General features: G+C 74.3%; 19 protein-coding genes. 5 read left to right on the top strand and 14 right to left on the bottom strand.

The genetic code is table 11. The features are described 5' to 3' along the window. Positions 1–5: 5 nt before the first annotated feature. Positions 6–1,379: an L-serine ammonia-lyase gene (locus ACI79B_RS09630; protein WP_456928596.1), complete on the bottom strand. Its 1,374-nt coding sequence runs from the start codon at positions 1,377–1,379 to the stop codon at positions 6–8. A 139-nt stretch (positions 1,380–1,518) separates the two neighbouring features. Here ACI79B_RS09630 and ACI79B_RS09625 point away from each other — a divergent pair, with 139 nt between their 5' ends. Further along, positions 1,519–2,187, top strand: coding sequence for a GntR family transcriptional regulator (locus ACI79B_RS09625; RefSeq protein WP_456928597.1), 669 nt, complete (start codon positions 1,519–1,521; stop codon positions 2,185–2,187). A gap of 49 nt (positions 2,188–2,236) precedes the next feature. Here ACI79B_RS09625 and ACI79B_RS09620 read toward each other — a convergent pair whose 3' ends face one another. From ACI79B_RS09620 to ACI79B_RS09585, 8 genes are all read right to left on the bottom strand, one after another. Continuing rightward, positions 2,237–4,684 (bottom strand): GcvT family protein, encoded by a 2,448-nt coding sequence (locus tag ACI79B_RS09620; RefSeq protein WP_456928598.1) that lies wholly within the window; start codon positions 4,682–4,684, stop codon positions 2,237–2,239. Positions 4,685–4,736: 52 nt separating this feature from the next. Further along, positions 4,737–5,309 carry a sarcosine oxidase subunit gamma gene (locus ACI79B_RS09615; protein ID WP_456928599.1) on the bottom strand — a complete coding sequence of 191 codons (573 nt, stop codon included), beginning with the start codon at positions 5,307–5,309 and terminating at the stop codon, positions 4,737–4,739. Next, positions 5,302–8,172 carry a 2Fe-2S iron-sulfur cluster-binding protein gene (locus tag ACI79B_RS09610; protein WP_456928600.1) on the bottom strand — a complete coding sequence of 957 codons (2,871 nt, stop codon included), beginning with the start codon at positions 8,170–8,172 and terminating at the stop codon, positions 5,302–5,304. The genes ACI79B_RS09615 and ACI79B_RS09610 overlap by 8 nt, the downstream gene beginning before the upstream one ends. Beyond that, complete coding sequence (locus tag ACI79B_RS09605; protein WP_456928601.1) at positions 8,169–8,447, bottom strand: sarcosine oxidase subunit delta; 279 nt, start codon at positions 8,445–8,447, stop codon at positions 8,169–8,171. Before ACI79B_RS09605 ends, ACI79B_RS09610 begins: the two co-directional genes overlap by 4 nt. A gap of 29 nt (positions 8,448–8,476) precedes the next feature. After that, positions 8,477–9,709, bottom strand: a complete 1,233-nt coding sequence (locus ACI79B_RS09600) for a sarcosine oxidase subunit beta family protein (protein ID WP_456928602.1) — start codon at positions 9,707–9,709, stop codon at positions 8,477–8,479. After that, the gene (locus tag ACI79B_RS09595; RefSeq protein ID WP_456928603.1) at positions 9,706–11,022 is read right to left on the bottom strand and encodes a serine hydroxymethyltransferase; all 1,317 of its coding nucleotides are present in this window, start codon (positions 11,020–11,022) and stop codon (positions 9,706–9,708) included. Before ACI79B_RS09595 ends, ACI79B_RS09600 begins: the two co-directional genes overlap by 4 nt. A 217-nt stretch (positions 11,023–11,239) precedes the next feature. Beyond that, the gene (locus tag ACI79B_RS09590) at positions 11,240–12,361 is read right to left on the bottom strand and encodes an aromatic ring-hydroxylating oxygenase subunit alpha (RefSeq protein WP_456928604.1); all 1,122 of its coding nucleotides are present in this window, start codon (positions 12,359–12,361) and stop codon (positions 11,240–11,242) included. A 194-nt stretch (positions 12,362–12,555) separates the two neighbouring features. Beyond that, a complete protein-coding gene (locus ACI79B_RS09585; protein WP_456928605.1) occupies positions 12,556–13,356 on the bottom strand; it encodes an IclR family transcriptional regulator in 801 nt (266 codons plus the stop codon). Positions 13,357–13,481: 125 nt separating this feature from the next. Between ACI79B_RS09585 and ACI79B_RS09580 the strand changes: the two genes are divergently transcribed. Together ACI79B_RS09580 and ACI79B_RS09575 are read left to right on the top strand one after the other, a co-directional pair. Further along, positions 13,482–13,805: a bifunctional 3-phenylpropionate/cinnamic acid dioxygenase ferredoxin subunit gene (locus ACI79B_RS09580; RefSeq protein WP_456928606.1), complete on the top strand. Its 324-nt coding sequence runs from the start codon at positions 13,482–13,484 to the stop codon at positions 13,803–13,805. Continuing rightward, a complete protein-coding gene (locus tag ACI79B_RS09575) occupies positions 13,802–14,974 on the top strand; it encodes an NAD(P)/FAD-dependent oxidoreductase (RefSeq protein WP_456928607.1) in 1,173 nt (390 codons plus the stop codon). Before ACI79B_RS09580 ends, ACI79B_RS09575 begins: the two co-directional genes overlap by 4 nt. A gap of 110 nt (positions 14,975–15,084) precedes the next feature. On the opposite strand, the gene ACI79B_RS09570 is transcribed toward ACI79B_RS09575, so the two are convergent. Beyond that, complete coding sequence (locus ACI79B_RS09570; protein WP_456928608.1) at positions 15,085–16,947, bottom strand: BCCT family transporter; 1,863 nt, start codon at positions 16,945–16,947, stop codon at positions 15,085–15,087. Positions 16,948–17,239: 292 nt separating this feature from the next. Beyond that, positions 17,240–18,898 (bottom strand): MFS transporter, encoded by a 1,659-nt coding sequence (locus ACI79B_RS09565; protein ID WP_456928609.1) that lies wholly within the window; start codon positions 18,896–18,898, stop codon positions 17,240–17,242. A 72-nt stretch (positions 18,899–18,970) separates the two neighbouring features. Here ACI79B_RS09565 and ACI79B_RS09560 point away from each other — a divergent pair, with 72 nt between their 5' ends. Further along, positions 18,971–19,579, top strand: coding sequence for a TetR/AcrR family transcriptional regulator (locus ACI79B_RS09560; RefSeq protein ID WP_456928610.1), 609 nt, complete (start codon positions 18,971–18,973; stop codon positions 19,577–19,579). 4 nt (positions 19,580–19,583) lie between these two features. On the opposite strand, the gene ACI79B_RS09555 is transcribed toward ACI79B_RS09560, so the two are convergent. Next, a complete protein-coding gene (locus ACI79B_RS09555) occupies positions 19,584–20,009 on the bottom strand; it encodes a universal stress protein (protein WP_456928611.1) in 426 nt (141 codons plus the stop codon). Then, entirely contained in the window at positions 20,006–21,514 is a 1,509-nt protein-coding gene (locus ACI79B_RS09550; protein ID WP_456928612.1) for an APC family permease, read from the bottom strand. Before ACI79B_RS09550 ends, ACI79B_RS09555 begins: the two co-directional genes overlap by 4 nt. 108 nt (positions 21,515–21,622) lie before the next feature. Here ACI79B_RS09550 and ACI79B_RS09545 point away from each other — a divergent pair, with 108 nt between their 5' ends. Beyond that, complete coding sequence (locus ACI79B_RS09545) at positions 21,623–22,831, top strand: saccharopine dehydrogenase family protein (RefSeq protein WP_456928613.1); 1,209 nt, start codon at positions 21,623–21,625, stop codon at positions 22,829–22,831. A 73-nt stretch (positions 22,832–22,904) separates the two neighbouring features. On the opposite strand, the gene ACI79B_RS09540 is transcribed toward ACI79B_RS09545, so the two are convergent. Further along, entirely contained in the window at positions 22,905–24,434 is a 1,530-nt protein-coding gene (locus ACI79B_RS09540) for an APC family permease (protein ID WP_456928614.1), read from the bottom strand. Positions 24,435–24,661 lie beyond the last annotated feature (227 nt).

Genomic DNA, 24,661 nt, shown 5'->3' with positions numbered 1-24,661 from the left:
CCTCCTCAGCACTCGACCAGGTTGAGGGCCAGCCCGCCACGGGCGGTCTCCTTGTAGGCGTCCTTCATGTCGGCGCCGGTCTCGCGCATCGTCTTGATGGCCGTGTCGAGCGGGACGTGGTGCCGGCCGTCCCCGCGCACGGCCATGCGGGCCGCGGTGATCGCCTTGATCGAGCCGACGGCGTTGCGCTCGATGCACGGGATCTGCACCAGCCCGCCCACCGGGTCGCAGGTGAGGCCGAGGTTGTGCTCGATGCCGATCTCGGCGGCGTTCTCCACCTGCTCCGGCGTCCCGCCGAGGACCTCGGCCAGGGCCGCGGCGGCCATCGAGCAGGCCGAGCCGACCTCGCCCTGGCAGCCCACCTCCGCGCCGGAGATCGAGGCGTTCTCCTTGAACAGCAGCCCGATCGCCGCGGCGGTGAGCAGGAAGCGCACCACCCCGTCCTCGGAGCAGGAGCCGACGAAGTCGCGGTAGTAGTGCAGGACGGCCGGGACGATGCCGGCGGCGCCGTTGGTCGGCGCGGTGACCACCCGCCCGCCGGCGGCGTTCTCCTCGTTGACCGCCAGGGCGTAGAGGGTCACCCACTCCATCGCGCGCAGCGGGTCGGTCTCGTCCGCGCCCGTCTCCAACCGGGCGCGCAGCGCGGCCGCGCGCCGGCGGACCGCGAGGCCCCCCGGCAGGACGCCCGTGGTCCGGGTGCCGCGCTCCACGCACTCCTGCATCACCGCCCAGACGTGCAGCAGCCCGGCGCGGACCTCCGCCTCGCTCCGCCGGGTCAGCTCGTTGGCCAGCACCACGTCGCTGATCCGCAGCCCGGTCTCCCGGGTGTGCGCCAGCAGCTCCTCGCCGGTGCGGAAGGGGAAGGGCACCGGCGGGCCGTCCTCGGCGGCCACCGGGGCGCGCGCCTCGTCCTCGTCGAGGACGAAGCCGCCGCCCACCGAGTAGTACTCGCGGCGGCAGAGCGGGGCGCCCGCGGCGTCGACGGCCACGAAGCGCATGCCGTTGCTGTGGAAGTCCAGCCGCCGGCGCCGGTGCAGCACCACGTCGCCGTCCACCGAGAAGGCGACGGGCCGCGTGCCGGCCAGCAGCAGCCGGCCCTCGCGGCGGACGGCCTCGACCCGCGGCCCGGCCGCGCGCGGGTCGACGAGGTCGGGCTGCTCGCCCTCCAGGCCGAGGACGACGGCCGGGACGGTGCCGTGGCCGTGCCCGGTGGCGCCGAGCGAGCCGAACAGCTCGCACCGGACGCCGGCCACCCGCCCGAGCAGCCCCTCCCCGGCCAGGCGGGCGGCGAAGGCGCAGGCGGCTCGCATGGGCCCGACGGTGTGCGAACTGGACGGGCCGATCCCCACCCTGAAGAGGTCGAAGGCGCTGATGGTCACCCGTGCCTCCCTCTCCCCCACCGCGACGAGAGCTGTCACAGGAGTAGGTAGGGGATTGGTATATCAGTAGTAAGCTAACGGTATGTCGATCCCTCTGGCGGGGCAAGACCCGATGGCCGTCCGCCTCTACGATCTGCGCGTGACCGCGGCACCGCTGGAGTCGGACCCCTCGGCCGCCACCTCCCTGGCGGACCGGGCCTACGTGGCGATCCGGGACCGGCTGATCATGCTGGACATCCGCCCGGGCGACCCGATCGACGACGACGAGCTGGCCGGGGCGCTCGGCGTGGGCCGGACCCCGGTCCGCGAGGCGCTCAAGCGGCTGGAGGGCGACCGGCTCGTGGTGTCCTACCCGCGGCGGGGCACGTTCGCGACCGGCATGGACATCTCCGACCTGGCGCACATCTCCGAGATCCGGGCGCAGCTCGAGCCGCTGGCCGCCCGCCGGGCCGCCGAGCGCGCCCCCCGGACCGGCGCGGCCGGCCTCGAGGAGCTGGCCGCGCACATCGAGCAGCTGGACGTCGCCGAGGTCGACCGGGCCGAGCTCATGCGGTGGGACCTCGCCGTGCACCGGACCATCTACCGGGCCGCGGGCAACCCCCACCTCGAGGACGTCCTGATCCGCTACGACAACCTGGCGACCCGGATCTTCTGCCTGTTCCTCGACCGGCTCCCCACGGTGGACGTGCACGTCCGGGAACACGTGGAGCTGCTCCGGGCGATCGCCGCCGGGGACGCCGACCGGGCCGACGACCTCGCCCGCGAGCACGTCCTCGGCTTCGAGCGGACGATCCGCGCCGTCATCTGAGCCGACGCCCCGCCCCCGCCGCTCGGAGGGCGGGGACGGGGGTCTCCCCTCAGCCGCGGATGCGGGTCATCTCCGGATCGACGAGCGGCTCGGCGGCGACGGTCGCCGGGACGCGGCGGCCGAAGTACTCGATCTCGACCCTCGTGCCGACGGTCGCCGAGGCCGGCAGCCAGGCGTAGGCGATCGGCCTGCCGACGGTGTGCCCGAACGCCGCGCTGGTCACGTGACCGGCCGGAGCGCCGTCGACGAGGACCGGCTCGTGTCCGAGGACGACGCTGCGGCCGTCGTCGACGGTCAGGCAGGACAGCCGACGGGTCACGGTGTCCTCGCTCCTGCCGGCGAGCGCCGCCCGCCCGACGAAGTCGGCCTGCTTCTGCCGGCGGACGGCGAACCCGAGACCGGCCTCGTACGGGTCGTGCTCGGTGGTCATGTCGTGGCCCCAGGCGCGGTAGCCCTTCTCCAGCCGCAGGCTGTTGAAGGCCGCGCGGCCCGCCGCGACCACCCCGAGGTCCTGGCCGGCGTGCCACAGCACGTCCCACAGCCGCCGGCCGGTGTCGGCGCTCGCGTAGAGCTCCCAGCCGAGCTCGCCGACGTAGGACAGGCGCATCGCCGTCACCGGCACTCCCCCGATGCGGGCCCGCTTCGCGCGGAAGTACTTCAGCCCGTCCCGGGAGAAGTCGTCGGTGCTGACCCGCTGGACCAGGTCGCGGGCCCGCGGGCCCCACAGGCCGACGCAGCACGTGCCGCCGGTGACGTCGCGGACCTGCACGCTGCCGTCGTCCGGCGCCTCGCGCAGGAGGTGGTCGAGGTCGAGGGGGCCGTTGGCGCCGACCTGGAACAGCTGCTCCCCGAGCCGGGCCACGGTGAGGTCGCTGCGGATGCCGCCGGCCCCGTCGAGGGCGAGCGTGTAGGTCACCGACCCGACGGACTTGTCCATCTCGCCGGTCGTCAGCCGCTGCAGCAGGGCGAGGGCGCCGGGGCCGCTGACCTCGAGCCGCTTCAGCGGTGTCATGTCGTACACCGCGACGGCGGTGCGGGTCCGCCACGCCTCGGCCGCCGCGATCGGGGACCAGAACCGCCCCGCCCACGCGTCGCGCTCCGGCGGCACCCACTCCGCGGGCAGCTCGCCCACCAGGCCTGCGTTGGCCTCGTACCAGTGCGGCCGCTCCCAGCCGGCGGCCTCGAGGAAGACCGCGCCGAGCTCCTGCTGCCGGGCGTGGAAGGGGCTGACCCGCAGGTCGCGCGGCGAGAGCCGGGGCTGCAGCGGGTGGACCACGTCGTAGACCTCGACGAAGTTCTGCTGCGAGGTCTCGCTGACGTACTCCGGCGCCAGCTGCACGTCCTCGAAGCGGTGCACGTCGCAGCCGTGCAGGTCGACCTCGCTGCGCCCGTCGACGAGCAGCTGGGCGACCGAGCGGGCCACCCCGGCCGAGTGCGTCACCCAGACCGCCTCGGCGATCCAGAAGCCGGCGACGTCCCGCGACTCCCCGACCAGCGGGGCGCCGTCGGGGGTGAACGAGAAGACGCCGTTGAAGCCGGTGTCGACCTTCGCCGAGCGCAGCGAGGGCAGCAGCAGCCGGCTCTGCTCCCAGGCCGGGGCGAAGTCCTCCTCGGTGAAGGGCAGCATCGAGGGCATCGCGGACTCGCGGACGCCGTCGTCCTGGGGCAGCTCGCGCAGGTCGACGGGCATCGGCCGGTGGGCGTAGGACCCGATCCCGAGACGGTCGGCGCGCTCCCGGAAGTAGAGGTCCTGGTCCTGGTGGCGCAGGATCGGCAGGCTCGCCTCGGTGAGCTCGTCGTTGCGGCCGACGAGGTCGGGCACCTGACCGGTCCACACGAACTGGTGGGCCAGCGGCAGCAGCGGGACGGCCATCCCGACCATCGCGCCGAGCTCCTGGCCCCAGAAGCCGGCGCAGGAGACGACCACGTCGGCGGGGATGACGCCGTCCGGGGTCCGGACCCCGGTCACCCGGCCGCCGGCCTGCTCGATGCCGGTCACCCGCGTCGAGCCCCGGAAACGGGCGCCCCGCGCCTCGGCGCGGCGGGCCAGGGCGACGACCGCCCGGGACGCCTTGGCCAGGCCGTCGGTGGGGACGTGCAGCCCGCCGAGGATGCGGGCGGGGTCGACCAGCGGGTGCAGCCGCACGCACTCGTCGACGTCGACCACCCGCGCCCCGACGCCCCAGGAGGTGGCCCAGCCCTGCTTGCGGTGCAGGTCGGCCAGCCGCTCCGGGGTGGTGGCCACCTCGAGGCCGCCGACCTGGTTGAAGCACCAGGCGCCGTCGACGTCGAGGCCCAGGAGCTTCTCGACCGTGTAGCTCGCGAAGGCGGTCATCGTCTTCGAGGCGTTGGTCTGGAAGACCAGCCCGGGGGCGTGCGAGGTGGACCCGCCGGTCAGCGGGAGGGGGCCCTGGTCGACCACGGTCACGCGGTCCCAGCCCCGGGCGGTCAGCTCGTCGGCCAGGTTGGCCCCGACGATCCCCGCTCCGATGATCACGACACGAGGGGTGGCGGACATTGCTCAGCTCCTGACTGCCGGTGCGGCGGGGTCAGTGGGTGTACTCGAGGGCCGCGTCGAGCAGCCAGTCGGCCAGGTAGCCGGCGAAGGACGACCGGACGAGGACGACGACGTCGTCGCCGGTGTCGGACAGGCCGAGCAGGACGACGCCCGCCCGGCCCAGCGTGCTCTGGGCGCTGCTCCCCCGGCCGAACACCCGCGGGTGCAGGTCGATCGAGCAGCCCCTGGCGAGGACGTCGCGCACCCGCGCGCCGGTGAGCCGCAGGCCGATCCGCTGGGCGGAGACGTCGGTCGCGGAGCCGCCCAGCGGCAGGACGGCGGCGCGGACCCGGGCCTCCAGCTCCTCGGGGGCCTCGGTGGTGCTGGTGAGCAGCCACTCGTCGGGGCCGAGCCAGACGGCCCGCCCGGCGCCGGCCGGGACCCAGGTGTTCGGGGTCGTCGGCAGCGCGACGCCGAGTGCCGCCGTCGCCGCGGCGTCCGCCGCGCCGAGCCGGACGTCGACCGTCGCGACGAACGGCTCGGCGGTGATGCCGATCGTCTCGGGCAGCCGCTGGAAGGCGCCGGTCCACGCCTCGAGGGGGTGGGTGCGGGTCAGCTCAGCCATCGCGGCGAGCTCCTTCCGGGTCGACCAGCACCGAGCCGGTGACCTCGACCGGGACGAGGGTGCCGTCGACGGGGACGTGGACGGTGTCGCCGATGCGGTCCCGGCCGCCCTTCAGCAGGGCGAGGGCGAAGGGGCGGGCGAGCTCGGCGCTGCGGTAGCTGGAGGTGACGTGGCCCAGCATCGGGACCGGCGGGGGCGGCAGCTCGCCGTCGGCGGCGAACTCGACGATCTGCGAGCCCTCCGGCAGCACGGTCTCCCGGTCCACCGGCAGCAGCCCGACCAGCTGCTTGCGCAGCGGGTCCTGGTTGGCCTGCCGGGCGAACGAGCGCTTGCCGACGAAGTCCGGCTTCTTCTTCGACACCGCCCACGCCATGCCGAGGTCGTGCGGGGTGACGGTGCCGTCGGTGTCCTGCCCGATGATCGGGTAGCCCTTCTCCGCGCGGAGGACGTGCATGGTCTCCGTGCCGTAGGGGGTGATGCCGTGCGGGCGGCCGGCCTCGAGCAGCCGCTCCCACACCGCGACCGCGTACCAGGGGTTGACGTAGACCTCGTAGGCGAGCTCGCCGGAGAAGCTGATCCGGGCCAGCCGGACCGGCACGCCCTCGAGGCCGGTGTCCCGCCAGGTCATGAACGGGAACGCCTCGGCGGAGACGTCCACCTCGGGGAAGACGGCGCCGATGACGTCGCGGGAGCGGGGGCCGACGACGGGGAGGGTGGCCCACTGCTCGGTGACCGAGGTGCAGTGGACCCGCAGGTCCGGCCACTCGGTCTGCAGCCACTCCTCCATCCAGTCGAGGACCTTCGCCGCGCCGCCGGTGGTGGTGAGGACCAGGAAGCGGTCCTCCGCGAGGCGCAGCACCGTGCCGTCGTCGACGACCATGCCGTCGACGCCGCACATGACGCCGTACCGGACCGAGCCGACCTTCAGGCTGCTCATCAGGTTCGTGTAGAGCCGGTCCAGCAGGACGGCGGCGTCGGGGCCCTGGACGTCGATCTTGCCGAGGGTGGAGCCGTCGAGGATGCCGACGCCGGTGCGGGCGGCGGCGCACTCGCGGAGGACGGCGGCCGCCATGTCCTCCCCGGGGCGCGGGTAGTAGCGGGGCCGCTTCCACTGCCCGATGTCCTCGAAGACCGCCCCGGCCGCGACGTGCCACCCGTGCAGGGCGGTGACCCGCTCGGGGTCGAACAGCCGGCCGCGGTCGCGGCCGGCCAGCGCGGCGAAGGCCACGGGGGTGTAGGGCGGCCGGAACGTGGTCGTGCCGGTGTCCTGCACCGGGACCCCGAGCAGCTCGGCGACGATCCCGGAGGTGAGGACGCCGGAGGTCTTGCCCTGGTCGTGCGCGGTGCCGATGGTCGTGTAGCGCTTGACGTGCTCGATGGAGCGCAGGCCGGCGCCGACCGCGCGGACGACGTCGGCGACCGTGGCGTCGCGCTGCAGGTCGACGAACTGCGTGCTGCCGTCGGCGCCGGAGGTGTCCGGCACCCGCCACAGCACCAGCGGCGCGGCCGGCGGGACGGGCTCCGGGGCGGTGGGCAGCCGGTCCTCCCCCGTCGGCGCGATCCCCAGCGAGGTCAGGGCCGCGCGGGCCACCCGCTGCCCGTCGGCCAGGCAACCGGCCAGGTCGGTCACGCCGGCGGCGGAGCCGGCGACTGCCAGCCCGTCGAGCTCCTCCCCGGGGAGGAAGGCGCCGAGGGTCTCGTCGTAGCGGAGCCGGCCGCGGGCCTGGCTGAACAGGTGCACCGCCGGGTTCCAGCCCCCGCTGACCAGCAGCAGGTCGCAGGGGATCGCGCTGCTCACGCCGACCTCGCCGTCGGCGTACGGGGCGACGAGGGCGTGCGTCACCCGCTCGACGCCCTGCGTGCCGGTCACGACGGCGCCGGGCAGGACCCGGATCCCGGCCCGTTCGCACTCCTCGGACCGGCGCGGCGAGCCCGCCGGCCGGGCGTCGACCACCGCCTGCACCCGCACCCCGGCGCGGGAGAGGTCGAGGGCCGCGTCGTAGGCGCTGTCGTCGGTCGTGAAGACGACGGCCTCCCGGCCGGGCAGCACGCCGTAGCGGTGCAGGAAGGTGCGGGCGGCGCCGGCGAGCATGGTCCCGGGGCGGTCGTTGTCCGCGAAGACGACCGGGCGCTCGTGCGCCCCGGTCGCGACGACCACCGTGCCGGCCCGGAACCGCCACACCCGCTGGCGGGACAGGTGGCGGGGCGCGGCCGTCCCGAGGTGGTCGGTCCGCCGCTCGAGCGCCAGGACGAAGCCGTCGTCGTAGCTGCCGAACGCGGTGGTGCGCTGCAGGTGCAGCACCTCCGGGTGCGCGGCCAGCTCCGCGACCGCCTCCGCCACCCACTCCGGCGCCGGGGCGTCGTCGAGCCGGTCGGTGCCCGACAGCAGCGAGCCGCCGGCCTCGGACTGCTCGTCCACCAGCGCGACGCGGGCCCCGGCCCGGGCGGCGGTGAGCGCGGCGGCCAGCCCCGCGGGTCCGGCGCCGACGACCAGCACGTCGACGTGGTGGTGGACCGCGTCGTAGCGGGCGGAGTCGGGGACGTCGGCCAGGCGGCCCCGTCCCGGCAGGCCGGAGGCGGCCAGTCCCTCGGAGAGCTCGACGGTGGTGGCCAGCAGCATCGGCTCGGGGAAGGGCTCCTCGATCTGCACCAGCCCGCCCGGGTCCTCGGCCCAGGCCGCGGCGATGCCCCGGGGCCGGCCGAGCTTGACGCTGGTGGCGACCCGGTGCCGGCCGTTGGCGAGCAGTGCGGAGGCCAGGGTGTCGCCGGGGTGGCCGGGGAGGGTCTGCCCGTCGAAGGTGAACTCGACGGTGGTGCCGCGGTCGATGCGGCCGCCCTCGGCGGTGCGGAACGGGCTGGTCACGGGGTCACCGGCCTCGGGTCGTCGGGGCGGGGGACGCGCTCGAAGCGGTAGGTGGCGGTGTCGCGGATCGCGGTGAACCAGCGGCGGCAGCCGGCGCTGTGGGACCAGCGCTCGGCGAAGCGGCCCCTGGTGTTGTCGCGGAAGAAGACGTAGTGCGCCCACTGCTCGTCCGAGAGCGCGGCGGGGTCGTCCGGGTACGGGACGTGGGCCTGCCCGCCGTAGGTGAACTCGACCTCCTCGCGGGGGCCGCACCACGGGCACGCGATGAGTTGCACGGGGACTCCCTGGATCGGTGGGCGACGGCTCAGTGGGCGACGGCGGCCGCGCCGTGCTCGTCGACGAGCGCGCCGGTGACGAAGCGGTCGAGGCCGAACGGCGCGACGAAGGGGTGGGGCTCGTCGTGGGCGACGGTGTGCGCCAGGGCCCAGCCGATGCCGGGGGTGGCCTTGAACCCGCCGGTGCCCCAGCCGCAGTTGAGGTAGAGGTTGTCGTAGCCGGCGCGGCCGACGACGGGTGAGGCGTCGGGGCTGACGTCGACGATGCCGGCCCAGCTGCGCAGCAGGTGCGCCCGCGCGAACACCGGGAACAGCTCGACGGCGGCGGCCATCTGCCGCTCGATGACGTGGAAGGCGCCGCGCTGGCCGTAGCCGTTGTAGGAGTCGATGCCGGCGCCCATGACCAGCTCGCCCTTGTGCGCCTGGGAGACGTACACGTGCACCGCGTTCGACATGACGACCGTGGGGTGCACCGGCTCGAGCAGCTCGGAGACCAGCGCCTGCAGCGGGTGGCTCTGCAGCGGCACGCGGATGCCGAGCATGTCGGTGAGCACGGAGGTGTGACCGGCCGCGCAGAGGACGACCCTGCCGGCGGCGATGGTGCCGCGGGTGGTGTGCACCCCGGTGACCCGGTCGCCGTCGGTGGCGAAGCCGGTGACCTCGCAGTCCTGGACGAGGTCGACGCCGGCCTGGTGTGCCCGGCGGGCGAAGCCCCAGGCCACGTAGTCGTGCTTGGCGATGCCGGCGCGCGGCTGGTACGTCGCGCCCAGGACCGGGTAGCGGATGTCGGCCGACGTGTTGACGACCGGGCAGAGCTTGCGGACCTCGTCCGGCTCGACCCACTCCGCGTCGATGCCGTTGAGCTTGTTGGCCTCGACCCGGCGCACGCTGTCGCGGACGTCCTGCAGGGTGTGGGCGAGGTTGAGCACGCCGCGCTGGCTGAACAGGATCGGGTAGCCGAGGTCCTCCTCGAGGTCCTCCCACAGCTTCAGCGAGTGCTCGTAGATCGCCGAGCTCTCGTCCCACAGGTAGTTGGACCGGATGATCGTGGTGTTGCGGGCCATGTTGCCGCCGGCCAGCCAGCCCTTCTCCAGCACCGCGACGTCGGTGATGCCGTGGTTCCGCGCCAGGTAGTGGGCGGTGGCCAGGCCGTGCCCGCCGCCGCCCACGATGACCACGTCGTACGAGCGCTTGGGCTCCGCGTCGCGCCAGAGGGAGTCCGGGTGCTCGGGCAGGTCGGCGCCGGGGGGGCGGGGGCTCACGGGACCTCCGTCAGGTCGGGGTAGAGCGGGTGGCGGCCGGCCAGCCGGGTCACCCGCGCGCGGAGGCCGGCGAGCACCTCCCCGTCCACCGAGGGCCGCAGCGCGGTGGCGACCACGTCGGCCACCTCCGCGAAGTCGTCGACGTCGAAGCCGCGGGCGGCCAGCGCCGGGGTGCCGATGCGCACGCCCGAGCTGACCATCGGCGGGCGCGGGTCGAAGGGCACGGCGTTGCGGTTGACGGTGATGCCGACGGAGTGCAGCCGGTCCTCGGCCTGCCGGCCGTCGAGCTCCGACTCCCGCAGGTCCACGAGCACGAGGTGCACGTCGGTGCCGCCGCTGACCACGCCGAGGCCCGCCGCGCGGGAGTCGGGGGCCAGCAGCCGCTCGGCCAGGATCCGGGCGCCGGCGAGGGTGCGCTCCTGGCGCTCCCGGAACGCCGGCTGCGCGGCCAGCTTGAAGGCGACGGCCTTGGCGGCGATCACGTGCTCCAGCGGGCCGCCCTGCTGGCCGGGGAAGACCGCGGAGTCGAACCTCTTCGCCAGGTCGGCGGTGGCGAGGACGAACCCACCGCGCGGGCCGCCGAGGGTCTTGTGGGTGGTCGAGGTGACCACGTGCGCGTGCGGCACCGGGGAGGGGTGCAGCCCGGCGGCGACGAGCCCGGCGAAGTGCGCCATGTCCACCATCAGGTAGGCGCCGACCTCGTCGGCGATCCGGCGGAACGCGGCGAAGTCCAGCTGCCGGGGGTAGGCCGACCAGCCGGCGACGATCAGCCTGGGCCACCGCTCCCGCGCCAGCCGCGCCACCTCGGCCATGTCGACCCGGTGGTCCTCGCGGCGCACGTGGTAGGCGGCGACGTCGTAGAGCTTCCCGGAGAAGTTGAGCCGCATGCCGTGGGTCAGGTGGCCGCCGTGGGCGAGGTCCAGCCCGAGGATGGTGTCGCCCGGCTCCAGCAGGGCGGACATCACCGCGGCGTTGGCCTGGGCGCCGGAGTGCGGCTGGACGTTGGCGTACTCGGCGCCGAACAGGGACGTCAGCCGGTCGATCGCCAACTGCTCGACGACGTCGACGTGCTCGCACCCGCCGTAGTAGCGCCGGCCCGGGTAGCCCTCGGCGTACTTGTTGGTCAGCACCGAGCCCTGGGCCTGCATGACCGCCACCGGGGCGCAGTTCTCGCTGGCGATCATCTCCAGCGTGGTCTGCTGCCGGGCCAGTTCGGCGGAGATCGCGGCGGCGACCTCCGGGTCGGTGTCCGCCAGCGGCCGGTCGAGCACGCCGGCCGCCACGGACGGAGCGGTGTCGACCTGGACGGCCATGCCGGGTCCTCCCTGTTCGGGGATCTCGCGATGACTGGTATATCAGTCGTGCAGCACCGTAGGGCGGCGGCGGGCCCGGGTCAAGGGGACGGACACCCGGAGCCCGGGCCGGTCGAGTTCGCCGTCAGGCCCGCGCCCTCGACGGGGCCCCGCGCCGGCGGGACGACGGCGGGCCGGGACGACGTCGCCGTCCCGGCCCGCGGCGGAACGCGCGAGCTCAGGCCGAGAGTCGCTGCGTGAGCCACTCGTGGAAGAGCCCGATGTGGTGCTCGGAGGGCACCAGCACCCCGCCGTCGGCGTAGGCGCGGGAGGACATGGCCGGCTGGGTCCGCTCGCAGGCGGCGAAGTCCTGTTCGTTCACCCGGTGGAACAGCTCCACCGACCGGCTCACGTCCCGGCCCGACTCGACCACCTCGCGCGAGTAGAGCCAGTCGCACTCGACGATCGTGCGGTCGACCGCCACCGGGAACATCCGGTGGAAGACGACGTGGTCGGGCACCAGGTTGACGAAGACGGTCGGCTTGACCGTGATGGCGTAGTAGCGCCGGTCCTGGTCCTCCTCGACGCCCGGGAGCCGGTCGAAGCCCTCGCTGCCGTCGACCGTGAAGCCCTGGACGTCGGCCCCGAACTCGGCGCCGTGGCCGACGAAGAACTGCGCGGCGTACCCGTCGGCGAACTCGGGGAGCACCTCGGTGAGCTCCGGGTGGATCGTCGCGCAGTGATAGCACTCCATGAAGTTCTCGATGACGAGCTTCCAGTTGGCCCGGACGTCGTAGGTGACGCGGCGACCGACCGACAGCGAGTCGAGCTCGTAGCGCTCGACCGCCCGCGCGTCCCCGAGCCGCTCGGCGACGGCACCCACCACCTCGTCCTCGAAGGACGGGGGCTCCGCCGCCAGGCACACCCACGCGTAGCCCAGCCACTCGCGCAGGGCCACCGGCACGAGGCCGTACGCGACGCGGTCGACGTCGGGCATCTTCGTCAGGTTGGGGGCCGCGACCAGCTTGCCCTCGAGGTCGTAGGTCCAGGCGTGGTAGGGGCACTGGAAGGCCCGCCTGACCGTTCCCGACTCCTCCGTGCAGATCTGCGCGCCGCGGTGCCGGCAGACGTTGAGGAACGCCCGCAGGCGCCCGTCCCGGCTGCGGACCACGAGCACGCTCTCCCGGCCCACCTGGACCTTCCTGAAGGACCCGGGCGTCGGGAGGTCGCTCGAGCGCACGGCGCCGAACCACATGTCCTCGAAGACGCGGGACTGCTCCAGCGCGAAGACGGCGGGGTCGGTGTAGTAGTGGCCCGGCAGCGTGGGGATGAGGCTCGCGGGCCGGTCGGTGGTGGTCATACGGCACCTCGGGGTTCCGTCGGGCGGTGCGGTGTGGAGGACACGCTCGACGTCGCACGACGCATCGCCTGCGACGAACCGGGGTCGCCGACCGCAGCGGGTTCAGGCGACCGGTGTGTTGCACATTAATCAGTGCGTCGCGTCAGACGCAACAGTCCGGACGCCCACGGATCCCCGGGGCGCACGCCGCCGGGTCAGCGGGGCTGGCGGAAGAAGCCCAGCCTCCGGCTCAGCTCGTCGGCGCCGGAGACCACCTGCCGGGCGATCGCCGGGTAGTCCTCCGGGCCCATCCGGAAGGACGGCCCGGAGACGCTGAGGGCGGCGACCACGTCCCCGTCCGCCCCCCGGACCGGCGCGGCGACGGCGTTGAGCCCGACCTCGTACTCCTCGACCGTGGAACCCCAGCCCCGCTCGACGACCCGGTCCAGCTCCTGCCGCAGCACCTCGGGATCGGTGACCGTCGCGGCGGTGAAGCGCTGCAGCTCGCGGGAGAGCACGCCCTTGCGGACGGTGTCGGGCGCGTGGGCCAGGAGCACCTTCCCGCTCGACGTCGCGTGCAGCGGGGTGCCCTGCCCCACCCAGTTGTGCGTGCTGAGCGCCGCCGGCCCGCGGGCCTGGCTGACGTTCACGGCGCGGTCGCCGTCCAGGATGGCGACGTTGACGGTCTCCTCGAGGTCGGCGGCCAGCGCCTGGCAGATCGGCCGCCCCTCCCGGGCGATGTCCAGGTGCGCGGCGGCCGCGCCGGCCAGGCGCACGACGCCGAAGCCCAGCCGGTACTTGCCGCGGTCGGCCAGCTGCTCGACGAAGCCCCGGCTCTCGAGCGCGGCCACGAGCCGGAAGGCGGTGGACTTGTGCACCCCGAGCTCGGCGGCGATCTCGGTGACACCGGCCTCCCCGTGGGCCGCGAGGATCTCTAGGACGCTCAGGGCCCGGTCCACGGACTGGACGACGGCGACCGAGCCCCGCTCCCCGTTCTCCTCCTGCGGCCCGCTCATGACCTCAGCGTAGGTGGCGGGCGGCGGGGGTCGTCCCGTCTCTTGACGGGGCGACGCTGCACCACCATCCTGTTGCGCTATAAGCGCGTCGTTGCAACATTCGCAACAGTGAGCCTGGAGCGCCCATGATCCCGGTCTGCCCCACGACCGCGTTGCCGCCCGGCGAGGCGATCCGCGTCGAGGCCGACGAGCCCATCGCGGTCTTCAACGTCGACGGCGAGTTCTACGCGATCGACGACACGTGCACCCACCAGGACGCCTCGCTGGCCGACGGGTGGCTGGAGGGCTGCGCCGTGGAGTGCCCCCTGCACGCCTCCTGCTTCGACCTGCGCACCGGGGAGGTGTCCGGCCCGCCGGCCAGGACGCCGGTCCGCACGCACCGGGTCGTGGTCGAGGACGGCCTCCTGTACGTCGAGCCCGCGGACGTCGGGGAGGAGGGGGCGGCGTGACCTCCACGGTCGCCGTCGTCGGGGCCTCCCTGGCCGGCCTCTCCGCGGCCCGCGCCCTGCGGGACCAGGGCCACGAGGGCCGGGTCGTGGTCGTCGGCGACGAGGTGCACGCCCCCTACGACCGCCCGCCGCTGTCCAAGGAGTTCCTGGCCGGCGCGGCGTCGCTGGAGGACGTCGCCCTCGGCACGCCCGACGACGAGGACCTCGGGCTCGAGTGGCGGCTGGGCACCCGGGCGGTCCGCCTGGACCGGGCCGGCCGCTCGGTGCTGCTGGACGACGGCGGCGAGGTCCGTGCCGACGGCGTCGTCCTCGCCACCGGTGCCCGCGCCCGGCGCCTGCCCGGCAGCGAGCGGCTCGCCGGCGTGCACGTGCTGCGCTCCCTGGACGACGCGATCGCCCTGCGCGAGGACCTGGCCGCCGGCGGCCGCCTCGTGGTGATCGGCGCCGGCTTCATCGGGGCGGAGGTGGCCTCCACGGCCCGCAGGCTGGGGCTGGAGGTCACCGTCGTCGAGGCCCTGCCCGTCCCGCTCGCCGGCCCGCTGGGCGCCGACATGGGCGCGGTCTGCGCCGGGCTGCACGCCGCCCACGGGACCCGCCTGCTGGTCGGCACCGGCGTCGCCGGGCTCGTCGGCAGCGGCCGGGTCGAGGCCGTCGAGCTCACCGACGGCACGCGGCTGCCCGCCGACGTGGTGGTCGTGGGGATCGGGGCCGTCCCGAACACCGAGTGGCTCGCGGGGTCGGGCGTGGCCCTCGGCGACGGCGTCCTCACCGACCCCCGCGGTGCGACGAACACCCCCGGCGTGGTCGCGGTCGGCGACTGCGCCGCGGCGTGGTCGCCCGCCGCGGAGCGGCACGTCCGGACCGAGCACTGGACCAGCGCCCTCGAGCAGCCGGCCACCGCGGTCGCCACGCTCCTGGGCACCGGGACGCCCGCGCCGGCGCCGGTGCCGTACTTCTGGTCCGACCAGTACGGCGCCCGCATCCAGTTCGCGGGCTCGCGCCGCGAGGGCGACGTCGCCCGCGTGCTGGAGGGCAGCTGTGCCGACCGCTGCTTCCTGGTGGTCTACGAGCGCGAGGGACACCCCGTGGCCGTCCTCGGGATGGACCAGCCGCGCCTGTTCACCCGGTGGCGCCGGCAGCTGCGCGCTGCCGTGCCGACCGCCTCCTGAGTCCCGGCCGGCTCCTCCGGCCCAGAGCACGTCGCGAGCCGGCCGGCCCGGGACCGGCCGCCCGGCCGCCCCCGGCGGTGCGGCCGGGAGCGGGCGGGCGGCGGGGCCGGTCAGCCGCGCGGGCCGAGCGGACGGCCGATCGACCCCGCCTCGGACTGGTCCGGCTCCCGGGCGGGGACGGCCGTGCCCCCGGGCGGCACCACGAAGTTGCCCGTCGCGGTGACCGGCCGCCGGCTCCCCGGCTCGGCGTCGGCCGGGGACGACGGCGCCGGCACCCCGGCCGCGGCCGGAGCGCTCGGGGCGGGTTCCACGACGAGGACGAAGTCGTCGCCGTGGCGCTTGATGCCGTCGACCACGGCCTGCTCGATCGCCAGGGTGGCGTAGCTGCCCCGCAGCACGACGGGGTCGCGCCGGAGGTCCTTGACCAGGCTCACCGCCATCGCCGCCATCACCAGCGCGAACGGCAGCGCCGCGATGATCGTCAGGTTCTGCAGCCCGGTCAGGGCGGCGCCGCCCTCCCCCAGGAGCAGCATGATCGCCGCGACGGAGCCCATCACCACGCCCCAGAAGACGACGACCCAGCGGCTCGGTTCCAGCGTGCCCCGCTGGGAGAGCGACCCCATGACGATGGAGGCGGCGTCCGCACCGGACACGAAGAAGATCGCCACCAGGACCATCACGAGCACGGTCGCGGCGGTGGCCAGCGGGTACTGCTCCAGGACGGCGAACAGCCGGCCCTCCGTGGTGGCCTGGCCGGCCACGTCGACGCCGCTGCGCTGGGCGGCGATCCCGGCCCCGCCGAACACCGCGAACCAGAGCAGGCTGACCAGGCTGGGCACGAGGAGCACGCCGGTGACGAACTGCCGGATGGTCCGGCCGCGGCTGATGCGCGCGATGAACAGCCCGACGAACGGCGTCCAGCTGATCCACCAGGCCCAGTAGAAGACCGTCCAGCCGCGCAGCCAGGTGGCCATCGGGTCGCCGCCGGTGGCCTCGGTGCGCGCGGCCATCTCGCCGAGGTCGGAGAAGTAGCTGCCGACCGCGTCGGGCAGCAGGTTCAGGATGAAGATCGTCGGGCCGACGACGAAGACGAACACCGCGAGCAGCAGGGCCAGCACCATGTTGGTGTTGGACAGCCACTGGATCCCGCGCTCGATGCCGGAGACGGCCGAGGCGACGAAGGCGGCGGTCAGGATCGCGATGATCGCGACCAGGACGCCGTTGCCCACGTCCCCGGCCCAGCCGAGGATCTCGACCCCGCTGCCGATCTGCAGGGCGCCGAGACCGAGGGAGGCCGCCGACCCGAACAGCGTCGCGAAGATCGCCAGGACGTCGATGACCCGGCCGGCCGGACCGGTCGCCCGCCGCTCGCCGAGCAGGGGGATGAAGGCCGAGCTGATCAGCTGCCGGCGGCCGCGCCGGAACGTGCCGTAGGCGATCGCCAGGCCCACGACGGCGTACATCGCCCACGGGTGCAGCGTCCAGTGGAACAGCGTGGTCGCCATCGCCGTCTGGATCGCCTCGGAGGTCTCGGCCTCGGTCGTCAGCGGCGGCGGGGCGACGAAGTGCGACACCGGCTCGGCGACCCCGAAGAACATCAGCCCGATGCCCATGCCGGCGCTGAACATCATGGCGATCCACGAGACGGTGCGGAACTGCGGCCGCTCGTCGTCGCGCCCGAGCGGGATGCGCCCGTACCTGCTGGCCGCCAGCCAGATCACGTACACGACGAAGGCCGAGGCCAGCAGGACGAACAGCCAGCCGAGGTTGCCGGTGATCCAGCCGAGGACCGAGCTGCTGGCGGTGCCGAGGCCCGTGGGGGTCGCGAACCCCCAGGCGACGAAGCCCAGCGCCATCACCGCGGCGACGGCGAACAGGACCCGGTCGACCGCCCAGTACCGGTCGGCGACGCAGGGAGGCGGCTCGGCGATCGCCGGGTGGGTCCCGGTCACGGTGACGTCCGTGGCGTGCACGGCGGGGCGGTCCTCCCGGGCTGCGCCGCCGCCGGCCTCCGCCGCACCGGCCTCCACGGCCCCGGACCGGTCCGGCCGGCGCGACGGCGGGATGGGCTCGCGTGGTTCCACCATGACGTCCCCCAATCACTGTTGCGTCATTCGAGACCCACTTCGGAAGAGGGAACCAGAGCCCCGCCCGAGGGACAAGGGTCGAACGTGACGCACACCACAGCGTGGCACCTTGGCTGCCCCGCGCCACCCGGCCGTCACGGGCCGCCGGGAGCCGCTCCCCATCCCGATCGGGACCTGATCACGACGCTTCGGCAGGAGTGGCACAGCGCCCGCTCGCCCGGGTCGACCCGGTGCTCGGCGTCGGCCTCGACGGTCCCGACGTCCTCGGCGCGCTGCAGGTCGCGCTCCTCGCCACGGACGTGCCCGACGGGTGGGCTCCGGCCGGAGCGCCTCCCGTGGTCGAGGGGATCATGCGCCACGCCGTCGCGGCGGCCAGCGCGAGGAGGACGGCCGCCCCGATCGACGTGACCTGCATGGCCCAGGTGAACGACCCGCGCGCCATCCCGAGCACCTCGCCGTCCCCCAGCACGCGGTCCGCCTGCGCGAGCGACTCGCGCACCGCTCCCCCGAGGTCCTCGGGCAGGTGGGCGCGGTAGAGCACGGTCTGCAGCGACCCGAGCACCGCGATGCCGAGAGCGGCGCCGAGTTCGTACGACGTCTCGGACAACGCGGAGGCGGTCCCGGCCCGGTGCGGCTCGACCGCCCCGACGGCGGCATCGGTGCTCAGCGTGAACGCGATCCCGAAGCCCGCCCCGACGGCGAGCAGGGCGGGGACGAGCCAGACGTACCCGTGCATCCCCTCGGCGCCGGCCAGGGCCAGCATGCCGAGGGCGGAGAGCCACAGGCCGGTGCCGATGGCCCGCCCGAGCCCCACCCGGGCGACGAGCGGACCCACCACGACGAGCACGCCCAGCGAGGCGAGCATCAGGGGCAGCTCCTGGAGACCGGCCTGGAGCGGGGTGGAGCCCCGGACCAGCTGCAGGTACTGCGAGAAGAAGAAGAGCAGCCCCGTGAGCGCGGTCAGCGCGATCACCTGGGTGGCCAGCGCCCCGGAGAAGGCGCGGTGGGCGAACAGCCGGACGTCGATCAGGGGGGAGGCGATCCGCCGCTGCCGCCGCACGAACGACGCGGCCACGAGCACACCCAGGACGGCGGCGACCCCCGCGAGAGGGGCGAGCCCGTGCCCGGCGACCTCCTTGACCGCGAGGACGACGGCCAGGACGGCCACCACCGACTGGGCCGCCCCGAGCACGTCGAGCCGCCCGGGCCGGGGATCGCGCGACTCGGGCAGGAGGAACCAGCCGGCGACCAGGAGCACGGCCACGACCGGCAGGTTGACCAGGAACACCGAGCCCCACCAGAAGTGCTCCAGCAGGGCTCCCCCGACCAGCGGGCCGAGCACGGCGCCACCCGACGCGCCGGCGCTCCACAGCGCGATCGCCCTCGTGCGCTGCCGCGCGACCGGGAACAGGTTGCGGATCAGCGACAGCGTCGAGGGCATGAGCGTCGCGGCCGCGACACCCTGCACGGCGCGCGCCGCGATCAGCGTGCCGGGGTCCGGCGCGAGCCCCGCGACGGCCGAGGAGATGCCGAAGGCCAGGGTGCCGACGAGCAGCACCCGCCTGCGGCCGAAGCGGTCGGCGAGCCCGCCCATCAGCACGAGCAGGCCGGCGAGCAGGAAGCCGTACACGTCGGCGATCCACAGGACCTCCCCGGCCGTCGGCCGGAGGTCCGCGGTCAGCGCGGGGACCGCGAGCGTCAGCACCGTGCTGTCGACCGAGAGCAGCACGACCGAGAGGACGAGCACCGCGAGGGCCGCCCACTCCCGCGGACCGGCCGGCCCGGCCTCCCGGGGGACGGGAACGATCGGGGCCGTGCCGGGCGGACTCGCGGACATGGAGGCGAGCCTACCGACCAGACGGTTTGCAAGTCATCCTCCTAGGCTCGGCCGACAGCTGAGGAGGTGGACGTGCCGGGTCCCGTGCGCGATGCCGCTCGCACGCGGCGGGCGCTCCTGGACGCCGCCGGCCGCTCGGTCGTCGTCCACGGTGCCGCCGTGAGCCTGGACGCGGTCGCCCGCGAGGCGGGCGTCTCGAAGGGCGGCCTGATGCACCACTTCCGCAGCAAGGACGAGCTGCTCACGGCGCTGGCCGACGACCTCTTCGACCGGTTCACCCGCTCCGTCGAGGAGCGCGTCGACCCCTCGGACGGTGCACCCGGGCGGCGGCTGCGGGCCTACGTCCACGCCACGTTCGACGACCTCGAGGCGGGAGCGGACGCCGTGGAGCTGGCCACGCTCATGGCCACCCTGGGCTCGTTCCCCGAGGCGGCCCGCCGGTCCCAGGAGCGCTACCGCCGGTGGAACGAGACGCTCGTCGAGGACGGCCTGGACCCGCAGCGCGTGCTCGTGGTCATGCGCGCCTGCGACGGCGCATCGGTCGCCCACCTGTTCGAGGGACCGGCCGCTCCGGAGGAGCTGGCCATCGCGCGCAGCCTCCTGCTCGCCCTCACCCGGGGCGAGGGACCGCTCGTCCAGCCGGTCGACCCCCGCGGACGGCCGGGAGGCGGAGCCGGGTGACTCCTCAGCCCCCGCCGTCCCCCACCGGCACGCAGAGCACCGGGCGGTCGGAGAGGTGCAGCAGCTTGTGCGAGACCGACCCCAGGACGGCGCCGCGCAACGGGCTCTCGCCCCGGGTGCCGACGACGATGACCCGCCCGTCGTGCCGGTGCGCGGCCTCGACCAGCGCCTGGGCCGGCTTCTGCGACAGCACCTCCACGACCGTCGGGACACCGCTCCGCTCCGCCTCCGCGACGGCGTGCGACACCGCCGTCCGGCCCAGCTCGGCCAGCGCCCGCTGGTGGGCCTGGAACTCCTCCCCCACGCCGCCGGGTGGCTCGACGCCGTACACGAGGACGAGCGGCTCCTCGAAGCGTGCGGCCAGCGCGATCGCCATGGCCAGCGCCGCCTGGGATCCCGGCGACTCGTCGTAGCCCAGCACGATGCTCACCGCAGGTCCTCGTCGACGTCGATCCGCTCCCCGGCGATCCCGGGACGCTCCTGCCAGTACCGGCCGTCCCGGGCCCGCCAGACGACCATCAGGACGAGGCCGAGGAGGAAGATCCCGACGCCGATCACCAGCGGCGGGCCCACGCCCAGCCAGGCCTGGCCGGTGTAGGAGTTCTCCGGGTCGGCGAGGTCGCCGATCGACAGCACCAGCAGCCAGACGAGCAGTCCCGCCCCCACCAGGGGCCCGACGCCGATGAGGAGGAAGGCCGACACGCTGCGCGTCAGCTGCCGCCGGTGGTAGACGGCGCAGGCGATGCCGGTCAGCGCGTAGTAGAAGGCGATGAGCAGCGAGAGCGCGGTGATCGAGTCGAACAGCGCGTTCTCGCTGAGCAGGCTGACGGCGACGAACCAGACGCTGGCGATGACGCCGACCCACCAGGTGGAGACGTCGGGGGTGCGGTGCCGCGGCGAGATGTGCCCGAACCGGCGGGGCAGCGCGTGCCGGCGGGCCATGGACAGCCCCGTCCGCGACGCGGGGAGGATCGTCGTCTGCGTCGATGCGATCGCGGCCGTGGCCACCGCCAGGAGGACCACCCAGTCCCAGCCGCCCATCACCTCGGTGGACAGCAGGGCGAAGATCGCCTCCTCCTCGTCGGCGTTGTCGGCGAGGTAGTCGGTGCCCGCGAAGGCCAGGACGGCGACCGCCACGGCGACGTAGGTGACCAGCAGGACGACGGTCGAGACGATGGCGGCGCGGCCGGGCGTGGAGGTGGAGTCGCGGGTCTCCTCGGTCAGGTTCACCGCCGACTCCCAGCCCCAGTAGGCGAAGACGCCGAGCAGCAGCCCGCCGGTGAGCGCCGCGCCACCGGCGCCGAAGGGGTTGAGCCAGCTCCAGTCCGGGTCGAGCCCGCCCAGCGGGCTGTCGCCGCTCACCCCGCGGTAGATCGCGACGGCGGCGAACACCAGCAGGGCGACGGTCTGGGCGAGGATCAGCGCGTTCTGCAGCCGCGCCGACAGCTCGGTGCCCAGCACGCAGATCCACGTCATCAACACGATCAGCGCGACGGTGAGCACGAGGACGACCGCGGTGTTCTCGGCCAGCGAGTCCAGGTTCAGCGTCCGCAGCGTGAAGACGACGCCGACGTTGGCGAGCGACCCGATGATGAGGACACCCGTCATCGTGATCGCCCAGCCGCCGATCCAGCCGGCCCACGGCCCCATCGCCCGGGTCACCCACGAGAACGTCGTCCCGCAGTCGGGGTCCACCCGGTTGAGCGCGGCGAAGGCCGACGCGATGAGCAGCATCGGCACGAAGGAGGCCAGCAGCACGCCGGGTGTGTTGACCCCGGTGAGCGCCACCAGCGCGCCGATGATCGCGGCCAGGGAGTAGGCCGGCGAGGTGGAGGCCAGGCCGATCACGAGCGCGTCGAGGAACCCGATGGCGCCCGGGCGGAGGGTCGCCCCGTCCGGGGGACGGTCGACGGCCTCGGGTGGATCCGGCTGCATGCGACGGTTATGGCAGCTGGAGCCGCTCCGGACAAGTATTCGCCCGTCCCGGACCTGGTCAGACCGCGGAACCCGTCGCTACGGTGGCCGCCTCCCGTGGAGGTGGCCATGCGCGTCCTGCTGGTGGGTGCCGGCGGCGTCGGCAGTGCGGTGGCGGCCATCGCGGCGCGGCGCGCGTTCGTCGAGTGCCTCGTCGTGGCCGACTTCGACCCCGCCCGGGCCGGCAAGGCCGTCGCCGCGGCCGGCGACGCGCGGTTCCTCGCCGCCCGCGTCGACGCCTCCGACGAGGCCGCCGTCCGGGCGCTGATCGCCGAGCACCGGTGCGACGTCGTCCTCAACGCGACCGACCCCCGGTTCGTGATGCCGCTGTTCCGGGCGGCGCTGGCGGCCGGCGTCGACTACCTGGACATGGCGATGTCGCTGTCGCGTCCCCATCCCGAGCGCCCGTACGAGCAGACGGGGGTCAAGCTCGGCGACGAGCAGTTCGCGCTGGCCGCCGAGTGGGAGGCGGCGGGGCGGCTGGCCCTGGTCGGCATGGGCGTGGAACCGGGCCTGTCCGACGTGTTCGCCCGCTACGCCGCCGACCACCTGTTCAGCGTGGTCGACGAGCTCGGCGTCCGGGACGGCGCCGACCTGACCGTGCGGGGGCACGCGTTCGCGCCGTCGTTCAACGTCTGGACCACGATCGAGGAGTGCCTCAACCCGCCGGTCGTCTGGGAGCGCGACCGGGGCTGGTACACCACCGAGCCGTTCAGCGAGCCGGAGGTCTTCGACTTCCCCGAGGGCATCGGCCCGGTGGAGTGCGTGAACGTGGAGCACGAGGAGGTGCTCCTCATGCCGCGGTGGGTCGACGCCCGCCGGGTCACCTTCAAGTACGGCCTGGGCAGCGAGTTCATCGGCGTCCTCAAGGCCCTGCACACGGTGGGCCTGGACTCGACCACGCCGGTGCGCGTGGGCGACGTCGAGGTGGCGCCCCGCGACCTGGTCGCGGCCGCCCTGCCGGACCCGGCCTCCCTCGGCGACCTGATGACCGGGCGGACCTGCGCGGGCCTGTGGGTGAGCGGCACGGGCACCGACGGGCGGCCCCGCCAGGTGTACCTGTACCACGTGGTCGACAACGCCTGGTCGATGGCGGAGTACGGGTCGCAGGCGGTGGTCTGGCAGACCGCGGTCAACCCCGTGGTGGCTCTCGAGCTGCGCGCGACCGGGCGGTGGCGGGGCAGCGGGGTGCTCGGCCCGGAGGCGTTCGACGCCGTCCCGTTCCTCGACCTGCTGACCTCCTACGGCTCGCCCTGGGGCCTGCGCGAGGGCGGCTGAGCCGCCCGCGCGCGAGGACCTCCCGGCGCCGGTGCCGGCCGCCGGGAGGTCCCCCGGGGAGGGAGCCGCTCCCCTACTCGTCGAAGACCAGCGAGGGCGTGTCCTGCCGCAGGGTCTGGCCCCGGAAGAACTCCGGGTGCCGGGCCCGCCAGGCGAGCATGAGGACCGCGCCGAGCAGGAGCAGGCCGATGCCGATCACGAACACGCTGCCGAGACCGAACACCGACGAGCCGCTGCCGTAGGCCGGGTCGAGGGTGTCGATCGCGGTCTGCACGAACACCGCGGTGAGCATCAGCGCGCCGAGCAGCGGCATCACGCCCTTGACGAGGAGGTCCTTGGCGCTGCGCCGCAGCTCGTGGCGGAAGTACCAGACGCAGGCGTAGGCGGTCAGCCCGTAGTAGAAGCAGATCATCAGGCCGAGCGCGTAGATCGTGTCGATGAGCACGTTCTCGCTGATCAGCGTCATGCCGACGTAGAACAGCGCCGTCGCGACGCCGGCGACCAGCGTGGCCGTCGACGGGCCGCGGAAGCGGGGGTGCACGTCGGCCAGCCGCCGCGGCAGCGCCCCGTAGGTGGCCATCGCCAGCAGCGTGCGCGTCGGCGGGAGGAAGGTGGTCTGCAGCGAGGACGCCGAGCTCGCGACGACCGCGAGGAAGAGCAGGAACGCCAGGCCGGGACCCATCACCGGCCCGGCGAGGGCGGCGAACACGTTGTCCCCGGTGTCCGGGTTGCCCAGCCCCGTGCCCTCGGTCCCGATGCCGGCGTACATCTGCACCGCGATCGCCGCGACCAGGTAGGTGAGCACGATGACGGCGATCGTCACCAGCGCCGCGCGGCCGGGGGTCCGGGCCGAGCCGGTCGTCTCCTCGTTGACCGTCAGGCAGGTGTCCCAGCCCCAGTAGATGAACAGCGACAGGGACAGGCCCGCGGTGAAGGCGCTGAACGAGGTGACCGCCGTCGGGTCGAGCCAGGAGAACTCGAAGGGGATGCCGCCGGACGAGGAGCCGGACTTGACCAGCGCGAGGACGACGAACAGCAGCAGGACCGCCATCTGGAAGCCGACCAGCGTGTACTGCAGCCGCTTGGTGGCCTCCACCCCGCGGTAGGTCACCCAGGTCGCCAGCGCGACGAAGACGACGCAGGTCACCACGTTGACGAGCCGGTCGTCACCGAGCGCGCCGATCGTCTCCGACCCGGTGATCTCACCGAGCAGCAGGTAGAAGAAGGAGACCGCGACCCCGGCCAGGTTGGACAGCACGATGACCGTCGCCAGCAGCGCGCCCCAGCCGCAGAGCCAGCCGACGTAGGGGTTGAAGGCCTTGGTGGCCCAGGTGAACGAGGTGCCGCAGTCCGGCGCGACCCGGTTGAGCTCCCGGTAGCCGTAGGCCACCAGCAGCATCGGGATGAAGCCGACGAGGAAGACCGCCGGCATCTGCAGCCCGACCTCGGTCACCGTCGGGCCGAGGGTCGCGGTCAGCGCGTACACCGGCGCGATGCTCGAGATGCCGAGGACCACGCTGGCCAGCAGCCCCACCGAGTTCCTCGACAGCCCCTTCGACCTCAGGTCGGCACCCGCGCCCACCGATCGCTCGTCCACGCTCATGCACGTCCTCCTCGTCGCGCCGGGCGGCGCCGCACGACCCGGCGTGTGCACCGGGTCACAACCGGAACGATCAGGTGACCGTCCCGCCCGGGGGAAGAGTCCGTCGTGTACACCCGCGCGCCACCGGAACGACGGTCCGGCACGGCCGGGTCGACGGATCCCGGTGCGCAGACCCTGCCCGACGACTGTTTCGTGCGCGTGTCGGCCGACACCTCCGGCCCCCGGCC

Source organism: Geodermatophilus sp. SYSU D00879 (genome assembly GCF_054050375.1).
Note: the sequence above shows the minus strand (reverse complement) of the source record. Positions and strands in the feature narration are given on the sequence as shown.